Below are 13,472 nucleotides of genomic sequence, written 5' to 3' on the forward strand. Positions count from 1 at the left end.
ACCCTTGGCAATGGCAATGCGGGGAATTTTTCAGGAACAGGCACCACTTATACAGTTGATATTACTCCAACCACTGAGGGTACAGTCACCGTAGATATAGCTGCAGGAGTAGCTACCGATACCGCGGGCAATGGCAATACAGCTGCGACGCAGTTCAGTATTCTATATCAAACTACGGATACCCAGGCGCCTGACGCCATTACAGATCTATCTGCCTTTAATATCACGGATACTACACTAGAACTGATTTGGAGCGAACCGTTCGACAATGTTGGTGTAACGGATTATGAGGTGTTTCAGGATGGCGCTAACAGTTTAGGTCTTACAGGGGGAGCGACCACTTTTAATGTTACTGGGTTGATCTCTCAAACTCCTTATACTTTTACCGTATATGCCAGGGACTCAGAAGGGAATGTTTCCCAAGTAAGTAATTTGGTAAACATAAATACTTCGGCTATACATTATACAACCCAAAACGCCAATTTAGCAACGATAGACTGGCAGGCCAGAGATTTAATAGTAAACCAAAATTTAGGAATTGGAACATCAAATACACAAGGGTATCGATTGGCTGTCGCAGGAAGTGTTATTGCAGAATCGGTTAAGGTTGAGCTACAGGGCAGTTGGCCCGATTTTGTTTTTGACACCGCCTATGATCTGCCGAGTTTGGAAGAGGTAGCACAGTTTATTGAGGATAAGGGCCATTTGAAAGGTATTCCTAGTGCGCAAAAAGTAAGACAGACCGGAATTGACCTAGGAGACATGAATGCCAAATTGCTTCAGAAAATCGAAGAATTAACCCTGTATACCATAAAACAGGAAATGGCATTGAAAGCGCTGAAAGAGGAAAACAAAAAGATTCAAGTTTTAATAGAACGCCTGGAAGTCCTTGAGAGAAAATTAGAACAGAAATAGTATAAATTTTTAGGTAAACCGGTTATTGTGAGCAGGCTTTTTTCATTGGTAGCGATCTTTTTTTTAGTGTACTCGGTCGAAGGACAAAGTATTCGAAAGAACTATACAGAAATGACCGATTCTGAAAAGACGGCCTTGGTTAATGCCTTCTATGCGTTACGCAACGGTCCGGATATTGTAAATGATCTGGCAGTATTTCATAGGGATTTCTTCAGTTTTGGTATTTCTCCAAATAGAGATATTCACAATAACTTAATGGATGAGCCAGAAGACCAGATTTTCTTTGCTTGGCATCGGATGCAAATTTTTGAAATGGAGCAGGCCATGCAAGAGATTGATCCCAATATCAGCATTCCGTATTGGGATTCTTCGATAGATCAATCTACTACCTCCTCTTTATGGGATCAAAATTTTATGGGTAGTTTTGACGCCAACTGGTCATTGGACAGGGTCTTGGGTAGTTCAAACTTACCCTCTCCAGCACAAGTAACTGCCTTGCAAGCTATACCTGGTTCGAACTGGCCACCACCTACATCTGGAAATATAGGTTTTTACAGCTATGCCAATAATATGGAAAGAGGCTCTGTTCATGTAGGAGCCCATGTCTGGGTAGAAGGGGCTATGCGTTCGAGAAGTTCACCCAGGGATCCGATTTTTTATCTGCACCATGGTAATGTAGACCGACTTTGGGATGAATGGGAAAAGGCACAACTTCCTGGGCAAGGGTCGTTTCATATAACATCTACTACTATGCTTCGATATGATGGCACCTACAATTTTGATGGCGAGATACTTCCTCAGGTAGATCCTGATTTTATAGCTGATAATAAGGTTTTAGGAGTATTTTATGCTCAAAATCAATTAGCGGAACTTAGTGATTACACTACCAGTATTTTTGGCAATGTGACAGATATAAGGCAGGCCTTTAACGAGCACACGGAAAGCTTTTATTATCAGTATCTAATACGTGTAGGAAATAATTTTACAGTACCATCAGGTGCGAGGTGCCATATAGAATCTGTCAATGAGATAGAATTGATACCAGGTTTTGAAGCCATAGCAGGATCCTCTTTTGTGGCCGAAATTGATCAGGGAACCATGGCTCCTTTAATTTTACTTAAAGAAGAAGAAACTGAAGATATAGTCCCCAATAAAATCCCATTTGATCTAAACGACGATGACCGACTTGGTGTAAATGCCTATGATTTTACAGAAAGTATTGCGAATAAGGTTAAAGTAGTGGTATTTCCAAATCCATTTCTCCATAGTATCACTGTTCAGCTAGACACACAACTAGCCAATGTTAAGGTAACTATTTTTGATGTCACAGGTAAGATTGTTTATGTAGACTATTTTGAAGATCGAGATTCAATTAGAATCCAAGAGATTCATAATTGGTCTCCGGGAATGTATATAATTGAGGTCAGTTCTAATGATCAGACTCTGCTTAGAGACAAAATTATCAGGCAGTAAAATTGATGTTATAGTATGATGAAAACCAAATTTACCATTCCATGAGTAATTTGGTGAATAACGATATTTCCTTGGATCTTAATTTGTGACCACTTTCAGAAAATAGTATCCATTATCTTTGTTTAGGAGTATTTACCTGATACCATGAGTATAGGAAGCTTTTTTTGGATATCAGTCCGAAGTAAACTATCCTTGTATTGCAAGCTGTAATTCAAATGAAAGGCCTTTTGACCATTGCTAATTATCTCACATAAATAATGTTCCCCACAATTTCCCCATGAATTTTCCTTTTAGGTCCATTTAGTTCAATCTAATTGTATAGTCGTAAAACCAATTACAACTAGCTAATCAGTGATAATATCAATTTTTACAGGGGGTAAGATATGGATCTGGATCGAATATTTCAAGTCCCGTCCAGACCGCCACAAAGTAAACCCTTCATACATAGTATGAGGGGTTTTTTTGTTCCAAGCTTGGAGCTTGCTCCAGGAGCGAAGGATATACCGGCAGTGGGTTACTCTGTGGCAGGCCCACCCCCTCAGGCCGCTTTTGATCCACTGAAGTTTTAACGAAAGTGGAGAGAAAGCAATCTCCTCCGGCGCACAATGTAAAATTATTAAACACTTATTAATCATTCAATTGGTAAGTGCTTTTTATTATTCGCTTTGTTTGTAAAATGAATTTTCATCTACCACAATTGTTGTCAATTCAACTGTATGTCCGTCTGGATCTTTTGTGTAAATTGATTGGAAATAATAATGGTCCTGGATGTTATATTCCAAATTCAGATCCATGTAACGCTTTTTTGCTATGTCAAAATTTTCTTTGGTTACATTGAAAGCAAAATGGTCAATTTTTATGTTTTTTGATTTTAAATCAAGCTCTGTGTCAGAAGTATTTGCGGGGAAAAGAGCTATTCCAGATTTATTTGCAAGCATAAAAACAGGAAAGTCTCCCCATTCTGACATTTGATATTTTTTTAGCCCCAAAACTTTATCGTACCAATCCGCAGATATTTTTAAATCCTTAACGCGAATTGCAACGTGGTCTAAAAATTCTATCTCTATTTTATTTTCTTTACTATTCATTTTTCAAATTACAGCTAAGGTTTGGACCATGATTAGATAGGACGAAATTCTTTATGCATTTTCCACAACCTGATCAATTTTTCTAAAAATAAGAATTTCCAAGTAAAGAGAGAAGCAGTTATTAACCTGCCTGCTAAGCCTGAGTCAGGTGATCCGGCAGATATTTAATAACCGGCGTAATGAGCATATTAAAGTTATGGATAATTAATTACCATAAAAATTCTCTTTTGGAATGCGCTCAATGTTTAAATTGAATTTATATCGCTAAGTTTATTAAAAGAAACTTATGAAAGCAGCGGTAACTTTACAATCGGGTGCACCTGAAGTAATTGAGATACAAGAAAGAGCTATCCCGGAGCCAAAAAAGGGGTGGGTTCTACTAAAAATCAAAGCTTTTGGATTAAACAGATCTGAATTATTTACACGTCAGGGCCATTCTCCGGATGTTCAGTTTCCAAGAATCCAGGGGATAGAATGCGTGGGAACTGTAGAGGAAGACCCATCCGGCGCCTATTATAAAGGTCAGAAAGTCGCTGCTATCATGGGCGGTATGGGAAGGGATTTTGATGGAGGTTATGCGGAGTATACTCTGGTGCCCTTAAAAATAGTATTTCCTTTTGAAAGCAATTTACCATGGAGTACCCTTGGAGCCATACCGGAAATGTTTCAAACTGTTTCAGGATCTTTAACTCAGGCATTAGAGGTCAGGTCTGGCGAAACCTTACTTATCAGAGGTGGAACATCTTCCATAGGAATGCTCTCCTGCCAATTGGCAAAACATTTGGGGTTGACCGTTATATCTACCACCAGGAACGAGTCGAAGAAGGAGTTCTTAATAGAAAATGGGGCGGATCATGTCCTTATTGATAATGGAACGGTTGCAGAGGAACTTAAAGAATTGTTCCCCGATGGCGTAAACAAGGTGTTGGAATTAATCGGTATAAAAACTTTGAAGGATTCTTTAAAATGTATAAAACGAAGGGGGATAGTTTGCATGACAGGAATACTTGGCGGCGAATGGACACTCAGGGAATTCACGCCCATGGGTGACATTCCTTCTTTGGGAAGATTGACAGTATACATGGGAGACGCGGCTAATTTAAAGAAAGACTTATTACAAGATTTTATTGATGCAGTTGCGGATGGGGAGATTACCCTTAATATCGACAAGATTTTTAGCCTTGACAAAATTGTTGAAGCGCATACCTATATGGAAAGTAATTTAGCAAAGGGAAAAATAGTGGTTGAAATATAGGTCCACAAGTTCAACCATATAGTAATAACGAAGTTAGGTCCTATGCTTTAAATTTGGGATCACAGTACAGGGTTATTTACGCAAAACAAAAGTCCTTCATCGAAAGTTGGAAGTTTTTTATTAGCTATCAATCCATCCCAAACCAGGACTTTCAGAAGGATAGAGTATACCATTTTTCAGTTTGAAAATACCTTTGAACGGATCGTTTTCCATATCCAAATGCCCATCAAGATCTGCATACTGGATATTGGGGCGTGATAAAGCAAAATGAAGGCCGGCCGATATTCCTAAACTACATTCATCTATACAACCAACCATAACTTCCAGATTGGCTGATTTTGCCACTGAATTGATATGCTTTGCCTCGGAAATACCTCCCACTTTCATCAACTTAATATTAATCATATCAATGCGCTCATTCTGAGCAAGCCGAAAAGCATCGGCCAGAGTTTTTATACTCTCATCGGCCATTACAGGTATATGCACCTGATCTGTTACCTTACCCAATTTCTTTTCACGTTTAACTTTTGTGGGTTGTTCAAATATCTGGATCCCAATTTTTTTGGTTGCTTCCACAAAGGCAACAGATTCTGCAACATTATATCCCTGATTTCCATCAAACCGCAGTATGAGTTGGGGGTATTTTTCATGCACCCGCATCATTTTTTCAATATCTTCCTGCAAATTATGTCCTCCTTTTATTTTAAGGATGGTAAATCCCTGCTTTACAAATTCAGAGGCACGTTGGAGGGTATCCTCCAGTGGTAATATTCCAATTGTAATGCTGGTGGAAATGCAATTCCGATATCCCCCAAGAAATTGATACAAAGGCACTTCTGCCTTTTTTGCTATAAGGTCGTGCAGGGCAATATCGACCATAGCCAGAGCAGATGATTTCTTCCCGAGCAATTCCTTTAGTTCTGCCAAAATCTTATTATAGGTAAATGGATTTTTACCTTTTAAATAAGGAATAATAATATCTTTTATAGCTTCTTCAACCTGCTCCGGGCCTTCCCCAGTTACAGTGAGATCGGGTGCTGAACAACCATAAGCCGTCCATTTACCTTCTGTCTCCAGCTTTAGAATAAAGTTTGTCGTTTCTTCAATGGTCTCATAAGCAATGGTATAGGGCTCCACAAGTTTTAAATGAAGTCGCTCATAAGATATCTTTGTGATTTTCATTAATACCGCTTTTGATATAAATCTTTTAAAGGGGCATTTTTAATAGATTCAACAAACCGAATCATATGCAGGATCATCAGTTCCCACATTTTTTTACCTTTTTCAGCAGTAGCCTTGGTAGCATCTCCCATAATTCCGCTTTCTGATATTTTATGGGTATGTACATACCAGTTGACACTAGATTCGCTGTCATAGTCCAGGTATTTATTGTCAAACATCATTGTCTCATTAACAGCCTTGTCCATTTGAACCAATTCCGGACGAAGTGCAAGGGTGGTACTGGTTTCAATTTCACCAGCATGAATATCATTTGGAGTATCAATTAGTTTATAAAGGAGGGCATCACTGGTCTCCCCGGTGTCTACACAAACAAAAATATTTGTATCCCTGGTGATCATCTGCGCCGCATAGCTCAGGGTAGGTGCATTATCTCCATGCCCATTGAGAATTATCAGCTTTTTTATCCCATTCTTGGCAAGGCTCATTCCCAGATCATATACAAATTTAGAAAGCGCATCATTTGTAACACTAAGCGTGCCTTTAAAATCATCGTGGTGAAATGACACCCCGAAAGGAATCGAAGGCAACACTAATGGCTTTGGGTCTTTACAGCCTTCAGCTACCTTGTACGCAAGGTATTTGGCATCATAATAATCCACATCCACCGGCAGGTGAGGTCCATGCTGCTCTATGGCTCCGCATGGCAGAATGGCGGTATCTACCGTTTTAAGGTATGCTTCTATTTCCGGCCAGGTCATTTGCTCCCAAAGGAAACCTGTTTTTTTAGTTGTTGTTTTCATTTTCTTTAGTTAAAAAATAAGGAATATTAAGTTGCTCCTCATCAAATACGAAGGTATGCCATTTTCGATCTTTTAATTGTACCGCTCCCTCCGAATATTGTGCGAAAATACGGAACAGTGGTTCTCTGATGTATTTGGGTATATCGTCCAAATGACTTCGTTCCCTGTCAAAGCGAAGTTGTACAATTTCAGGATGTTCCTTCGCCAGTTTAAGGGTATGTTCGTTCTCATCGATAAGTTTCTTATTCAGCAATATATGGAATAGTTGTGCCGCATCAGACCCAAGCTGTTTAATACTCTGTTTTGTGAGGGCATCCAGTCCTTTTTCTATTTGTTCATCTGAATAGCCACACCTTTTTGGATCCTCATCCAACGCCTTTAACATACCTACAATTCGCCTGCATTTTTCACAATTCCCACAGGGCAGCATTCGTCCATGGTGCTCGTGTGCAGCATGACAGGACACCTGCTGTTTTTGCAGTTCAGGGTATCGTTTTACCAGCACTTTTAATATCAGGAGTTCCCCCAGGCTTCGCAAAATAGAATATTGATAAATATTCCACCCTTTTTTATGATAGTATCGGCTCAGGGCATTATCGAAATAAGCGCTCTGGTCATATAGGCCCTTATAATGTGTTATCCCGTTGTGGTTGCCTTTTAAAGTAGTATCATACTCATTCCCTATCAGAATATTTCCAATATTTCGCTTACGTGCAACAGGCAATACCCCGAAAAGAAATACAGCCACTGTCCATAATCTTATAGGATAGATGTCAGCCCTGATATTCTGAAAGTTTTCTTTAATAAAAGGCATTTGTCGCACCATCCAATTAAAGATGCGATCACTATTGCACCAGGGTTTGACCGTATTGGGTTCCGTTTTTTGAAAGTATTTAAAGGCATTGACAGCTGTAAACCAATGCCGTCCGGATTCATTGATAAAGACCGGGTGTGGTTCTCCAATTTCTTTGATTAACCCATACGTCAGCAAACTGTCTTTACCTCCGCTACTCAAAATCGCGTATTGTGATTTGTCTGTTTCCGACTTGCGCTTTTTGAGTTCCAGATGATAAAATTGCGTATTCGTGAAATTTAATTTCGCAGCCGTATAATGATCTATTTTTTCAGATGTAATTGCATCAAATGGTGGTTTTAAAAATTCATTTTTGGTCAGGAATTTGTTGACTAAAATTTCCCTGGAAGTGTTTTCCAGCATATCGAGGAGAAATCGTTTATCAGTCTGATCAAAAAGACCATCAAACTCAATGCTTTCAAAAAAAAGTCCGTAATTTAAGGCTACCTGAACCACCATCATTGAAGCAAGGTTGACATCTTCAGGATTTTTCCGGTCAAAGTAGGTGTTATCGTAGGAATAGATCAGCTCATTTTTCTCTTCACTTTCGTCATTTTTCACAATTGTATACACCGCTTTTACCCGTTTGGGCTCAACGCTTAAATTATGTACCCTGAGTAAAGGAAAAACAACAAGTGATCTAATGTCTATCATTTTATTTTTGCCTTCAATAGGCTAATAAGTTCATCTGCTCCATGGGCTAAAACATCAAAAGCAGGTAAGCCGGTTTCTTTCGTTATTGCCTCACAGGAAGGTAAAATTTCCTCTTCGGTCATCAACTCATGATTCACGGTAATAGCAATTACTTCTTTCCCCGATATTACCTCAACCGCATTAATCTGTTCTTTTAAAGAATGAAGTTTATATCCGGGAAATCCGTCATACTCCAGTCGTTTGGGGGCGTGCTGCATAATAACATAATCTGGTCTTCCGGCCGCAAGAATTTCAAATCCTCCTGGATAGGCGGGATTCATCAGACTTCCCTGACCCTCAATGATGACCACATCAGGGTTTTCATTTTTCCATGCACTTACTATGGCGTGTTCTATTTCACCTGAAACAAAATCGTTAATACAACTGTCCAGAATCATGCTATATTTGGCGCCTTGCATCCAGGCAGTTTGTCCCGTTCCAATCATCTCAGCCTTAAGTCCGGCTCTCCTGAAACCATGAACAAGGATCCACGCCGTTGTTCTTTTACCCAAAGCGGAGTCTGTTCCCAAAACAGCCAATTTAAGGCAATCTACTTTTTCTATTTCACCAGTAAAAAAATGAAGTTTATCTCTTTCAGGCGTCATTCGCACATCCCTGATTTTACATCCACATTCATCAGCTAACCGTGCAATTGCTTTATCCTTAGATAAAAAATCATGCAGACCACTATCCACATTCCACCCCATTTCCAAAGCTTCTTTGACCGAAGATTTCGCCAAAGCTGTTAATCGGCCTCCATCTGGCGCGAGCCCTATAACAAAATATTTGGGCAAGTTTTTTGTTTCTGTCAGAGCTTTGGTGGCAGCAGCAACCGATCTAAATATGGGTATTTCACAGGTCTTGCCGTCCAAAACCTCGCCTGCATCTTTCCCTGCGTATTTACTATCGATAACTCCCACAACTTCATAACGTTCTGTAAATCGAACCAATCCATGGGCTGTTTTCCCATTAGGGGTGTTAAATGCGCCCTCACAATATACCAGGGCTTTTCCGTCTATACTTTTTTTCATTTTCTAAATTTTAATACTTAGTACCTGGCTGTTAAAACAGCCACAAACCGGTCGGGTTCAAAATCAAGTTTTGCATCAAGTTCCAATAATGCTATAAGGCCGGCTGTAGCTGCAGGCAGAATTCTTAGCCCCTCTTTTTTAAGCAAAAGCGAACTCATATCCTTCAACTTTTTATCGCTTATATTAAATGCGTCGCCCCCGGATTCCCTTATGGCATACAGTGCTTCGTCTCCGTCAAAACTGTGCCAGTTAATAAGAGGTTCATTGTATTGTGTTTCCTTAATAACTTCCGGACTCAAATCTTTACAAACATCTAAGCCTAGTTTAAATGACTGCACTATTGGATTCTTTCTGCTTGATGAAGCAGCTATCATCTTTGGAATTCTCGAGGTTTTCCCTCTTTTATACAAACTCACAAAACCGCGGTAAATTCCGGCAAATAGCGTTCCGTTAGATACCGGAGCCGCACAATATTTAGGGGCGTCTCCAAGGTCTTCAACAATTTCGTTGGCAATTTTGGAATAGGCAGAAATTTGCAAGGGGGTGTTGGCTCCCCCGGGATTCGCATCATACCACTCGTTTTGCCTGGCCAGTTCACTACTCTTAATAACTACTTCCTCATAGCTGGCAGGGAGCCGAATAATTTCTGCATTCAATATTTCCATTTCCTTAATGCGTTCTGTATGATATGCTTCAGGAATGAATATTTTACACTTAATTCCGGCTAAATTGGCCGCCAGAGCCATTGCTACTCCGTAGTTGCCGCAAGTTGCAAGGGAAACTACATCGAACTCCCTGCGCAATGCATCGTAAATCTGGGCAAAAGCTATACGGTCCTTTTGGGTTCCGGTGGGATTGTCGCCTTCATATTTTGTATACAGTTGCCGAATATTAAACTCCCGTTCCAACGTCTTGGCTCTGTACAGCCCTGTATCCCCAACTTCAATATTCGTGATATCCTCATAACTTTCCAACCTGTCTATCAGAGCATTCTCCTTGTTCCGGACATATAAACTTAAGTTACTGGTCTCCGCAGAGACTTTATTTTCAGCGGTTTTGACCCCGTCTTTCAGATCCATTTTAAAACACTTCTATTTTGAATAAATGTATACTAAATATATGTTCTTCTGTGAACAAAAAACAGATTAAATTACATATAATTCCAACCTCTAAATTGGAGAAAGGATTATTGTTCCGGTGAAGTTTGCTATTTAAATTAGGATTAGATACCTGTTTTCAATCAACAATCCACCTAATAGCATTAGGAAAACGTTTGTAGGACACTCCTAAATAAACTACATTGTAATACTATAAAATCAGGACATGCAAAAAGCAACTTCATCAAGAGCAGCAAATAAAACAGGATTAGCCCCTGGTACTATCGTTTATGTTGGGAATAAAGCCAAAAAAGATTTGTTTATAGATGTCTTTGACTATAACAAGGAATATCTGGACGAAAAGCAACTCAAAAATATTGAAGAAGCCTTTACCTATGAAAATAAGGAGACCATAACATGGATAAATGTCAACGGGCTTAATCACGTCAATGAAATTGAAAAATTGGGGAAAGATTTTGAGCTGCATCCGCTAATCTTAGAAGATATTGCCAATACCAAGCAAAGGCCCAAACTGGAGGAGCATGAGGAATATATTTTTGTAGTGTTAAAAATGCTTTATTTTGATCAGGAACAGAATCTAAAATTTGAAAATATAAGTTTCATTCAGGGTTCCAATTATGTATTGTCTTTTCAGGAAGCGGATGGTGATGTTTTTGATTCGGTCAGGGAGCGATTGCGCAACAGCAAAGGCCGGGTTAGGAGCCAGAGTGCAGACTACCTGCTTTATGTACTCATGGATGCCATAGTGGATAATTATTTTAATCTCATGGAGGTGATGGGTGAAAAAATAGAAGAATTGGAGGAAAATTTATTTGAAGAAAAATCAAATAATGATCTTATTCAGGAAATCCACAACCTAAAAAGGGAAATACTAAGAATACGCCGCGCTGTTTATCCACTTAGAGAAGTGGTAAACCGCATGGATAAAGTTGAGACCTCACTGGTTTCTGAAAAAACTCAATTGTACTTAAGGGATTTGTATGATCACGTTATTCAGGTCTCGGAAAGTATAGATATTCAGAGAGAATTGATCTGGAGTTTGATGGATATGTACATGACGACTATCAGCAACCGGATGAATGAAGTTATGAAAGTGCTTACCATTATGGCTACCATCTTTATCCCGCTTACCTTTATAGCCGGAGTCTATGGAATGAATTTCGAAAATATTCCGGAGCTTAAATTTCAATACGGATATTTTGTGCTCTGGGGTGTAATGGTTGTGGTATTTTTAGGTATGCTCTACTACTTTAAACGTAGAGAGTGGCTTTAGAATGCTGCTACTATTCTAATAAATTATTCAATCAATAGAGTGCCATTAACTTATCATTCTTTTTCTTTTTTTTGGCAGATTTTTTTCTTTTTACATAGTATTTCCCTTCCTTTTTGGAAAATAATTCAATACTTACCCCAACAGTAACACCACCTAAGACCGTTGCCGCCAAATCGCCATTATCCCATTTACCTCCATTGCCTTTATCGATAGCCTCCTTGGCTAAGCCCGCCATTAGGCTGGCTGCCACAGAGCCGGTAACCGTCCAGAAACGATTTCTTTTACTTATTTTTGAAGCTATTAACGCACCGGCTGCCCCTGAAAATGCGCCGGCAGCAAAATGAAGGGCCTTATCTTCCTCTATCTGACTTCTCATTGAAAATTGAACAAAAAGAAGCATCACTAAAATACTTGTGATAGGTGATCTCATCAACCTAAAATAAGAATATATTACGAAAAAGAGTATCTCCCGTTTAAATTAAAGGACATCTGAATATAATTAATCGATTATTTGTATTAATATTTTGTGTTCCACCTCCTTTAGATGCTTACTTTTCCCTACATTTATTGGTCTAAATTTTAGAACACTATGAAGATAAATTCCATAATCCTTTTGGCCTTAATTGTTATAGGCTGTAAGGATAATAGCACCAAAGATCAACCTCAGAAAATAGAAAAAAGGTTTTCATATTCCAACACAGTAAATCCTGATGATTTTGAAGCCGTTATTGATGGTGATAGTATTAACTTATATACCCTTACTAATAAAAACGGACTAAGAGCCGACTTCACAAATTACGGACAACGATTAATTGCCTTACATGTACCTGATAAAAATGGAGCAATGGGCGATGTTGTTCTGGGCTTACCAACACTTGACGAATATATGAATGGGCCCAAAAACAACTTCGGGGCTGTAATTGGCCGATATGGAAACCGAATTGCCAAAGGAGAATTTTCCATTAAAAATACTAAGTATACGCTGGCAAAAAATAATGGTGAAAACCATTTGCACGGTGGTAATATTGGTTTTGAAAGCGTAATCTGGAAAGCCAGGCAAACCGCAGCCAACCAAATTGAATTTACCCGCGTTTCTCCCGATATGGAGGAAGGTTATCCCGGTAACCTCGATGTAAAGGTTACCTATGTTCTTTCAGATAACAATGAACTAAAAATTATCTATGAAGCCAACACAGATAATACCACTATTATTAATTTAACCAACCACTCCTATTTTAACCTTAAAGGTGAAGGTATGGGGGATATTAATGATCATGTAATGATGATCAACGCCTCTTCATATACCCCGGTGGATAACGGACTTATCCCTATTGGCGCCATTGAGAGTGTTGAAGGCACTCCCTTTGATTTTACCACGCCGAAAACAATTCGCAGAGACCTGGATAGTAATCATGCACAGATGGTTATAGGAGGAGGTTATGATCATAATTTTGTGCTGAATGAATCTCCTAAAAATAGTGAAGGACTTGTTCTGGCCGCCAGGGTCACAGAACCCACAAGTGGAAGAATAATGGAGGTATACACCTCCGAACCGGGTGTTCAACTTTACGGTGGTAACTTTTTGAATGGGAGCAGTATTGGTAAAAGTGGAAAGCCTTATATGAAAAGAAACGCTTTTTGCCTGGAAACACAACATTTCCCGGATTCTCCAAACCAGCCAAACTTCCCAAGCACCTTGTTAGAACCGGGAGAAACCTATAAATCAATGACCGTTTATAAATTTGATATAGTAAAATAAGTAATTTTACATTTTACAACTAATTCCTGATA

General features: G+C 39.1%; 12 protein-coding genes. 5 read left to right on the forward strand and 7 right to left on the reverse strand.

Translation table 11 applies throughout. From position 1 onward, the window contains the following. The coding region (locus tag Q0874_RS17115) for a fibronectin type III domain-containing protein (RefSeq protein WP_299164772.1) at positions 1-915 on the forward strand (915 nt) is incomplete at its 5' end. Between the two features lie 27 nt (positions 916-942). Further along, positions 943-2,388 carry a tyrosinase family protein gene (locus Q0874_RS17120; RefSeq protein WP_299164773.1) on the forward strand — a complete coding sequence of 482 codons (1,446 nt, stop codon included), beginning with the start codon at positions 943-945 and terminating at the stop codon, positions 2,386-2,388. A 656-nt stretch (positions 2,389-3,044) separates the two neighbouring features. Here the strand turns inward: Q0874_RS17120 and Q0874_RS17125 are convergent. Next, positions 3,045-3,476, reverse strand: coding sequence for a VOC family protein (locus tag Q0874_RS17125; protein ID WP_299164774.1), 432 nt, complete (start codon positions 3,474-3,476; stop codon positions 3,045-3,047). 286 nt (positions 3,477-3,762) lie between these two features. Between Q0874_RS17125 and Q0874_RS17130 the strand changes: the two genes are divergently transcribed. Further along, positions 3,763-4,731 carry a zinc-binding alcohol dehydrogenase family protein gene (locus tag Q0874_RS17130; protein ID WP_299164775.1) on the forward strand — a complete coding sequence of 323 codons (969 nt, stop codon included), beginning with the start codon at positions 3,763-3,765 and terminating at the stop codon, positions 4,729-4,731. A 120-nt stretch (positions 4,732-4,851) separates the two neighbouring features. Here Q0874_RS17130 and Q0874_RS17135 read toward each other — a convergent pair whose 3' ends face one another. From Q0874_RS17135 to Q0874_RS17155, 5 genes are read right to left on the reverse strand one after another with little or no spacing between them, the layout of a single operon-like run. After that, positions 4,852-5,913 (reverse strand): mandelate racemase/muconate lactonizing enzyme family protein, encoded by a 1,062-nt coding sequence (locus tag Q0874_RS17135; RefSeq protein ID WP_299164776.1) that lies wholly within the window; start codon positions 5,911-5,913, stop codon positions 4,852-4,854. Beyond that, positions 5,913-6,713: a creatininase family protein gene (locus Q0874_RS17140; RefSeq protein ID WP_299164777.1), complete on the reverse strand. Its 801-nt coding sequence runs from the start codon at positions 6,711-6,713 to the stop codon at positions 5,913-5,915. Before Q0874_RS17140 ends, Q0874_RS17135 begins: the two co-directional genes overlap by 1 nt. Then, complete coding sequence (locus Q0874_RS17145; RefSeq protein WP_299164778.1) at positions 6,697-8,220, reverse strand: hypothetical protein; 1,524 nt, start codon at positions 8,218-8,220, stop codon at positions 6,697-6,699. Before Q0874_RS17145 ends, Q0874_RS17140 begins: the two co-directional genes overlap by 17 nt. Then, entirely contained in the window at positions 8,217-9,290 is a 1,074-nt protein-coding gene (locus Q0874_RS17150; protein WP_299164779.1) for a DUF1611 domain-containing protein, read from the reverse strand. Before Q0874_RS17150 ends, Q0874_RS17145 begins: the two co-directional genes overlap by 4 nt. Before the next feature lie 17 nt (positions 9,291-9,307). Then, entirely contained in the window at positions 9,308-10,369 is a 1,062-nt protein-coding gene (locus Q0874_RS17155; RefSeq protein WP_299164780.1) for a pyridoxal-phosphate dependent enzyme, read from the reverse strand. A gap of 244 nt (positions 10,370-10,613) precedes the next feature. Between Q0874_RS17155 and corA the strand changes: the two genes are divergently transcribed. Further along, positions 10,614-11,681 carry a magnesium/cobalt transporter CorA gene (gene corA / locus Q0874_RS17160; protein WP_299164781.1) on the forward strand — a complete coding sequence of 356 codons (1,068 nt, stop codon included), beginning with the start codon at positions 10,614-10,616 and terminating at the stop codon, positions 11,679-11,681. A 31-nt stretch (positions 11,682-11,712) separates the two neighbouring features. Here the strand turns inward: corA and Q0874_RS17165 are convergent, their stop codons facing one another. Next, complete coding sequence (locus Q0874_RS17165; protein ID WP_299164782.1) at positions 11,713-12,111, reverse strand: hypothetical protein; 399 nt, start codon at positions 12,109-12,111, stop codon at positions 11,713-11,715. A gap of 159 nt (positions 12,112-12,270) precedes the next feature. Here Q0874_RS17165 and Q0874_RS17170 point away from each other — a divergent pair, with 159 nt between their 5' ends. Continuing rightward, positions 12,271-13,440, forward strand: coding sequence for an aldose epimerase family protein (locus Q0874_RS17170; protein WP_299164783.1), 1,170 nt, complete (start codon positions 12,271-12,273; stop codon positions 13,438-13,440). Positions 13,441-13,472 lie beyond the last annotated feature (32 nt).

The organism is uncultured Eudoraea sp. (assembly GCF_947490415.1).
Lineage (GTDB): Bacteria > Bacteroidota > Bacteroidia > Flavobacteriales > Flavobacteriaceae > Eudoraea.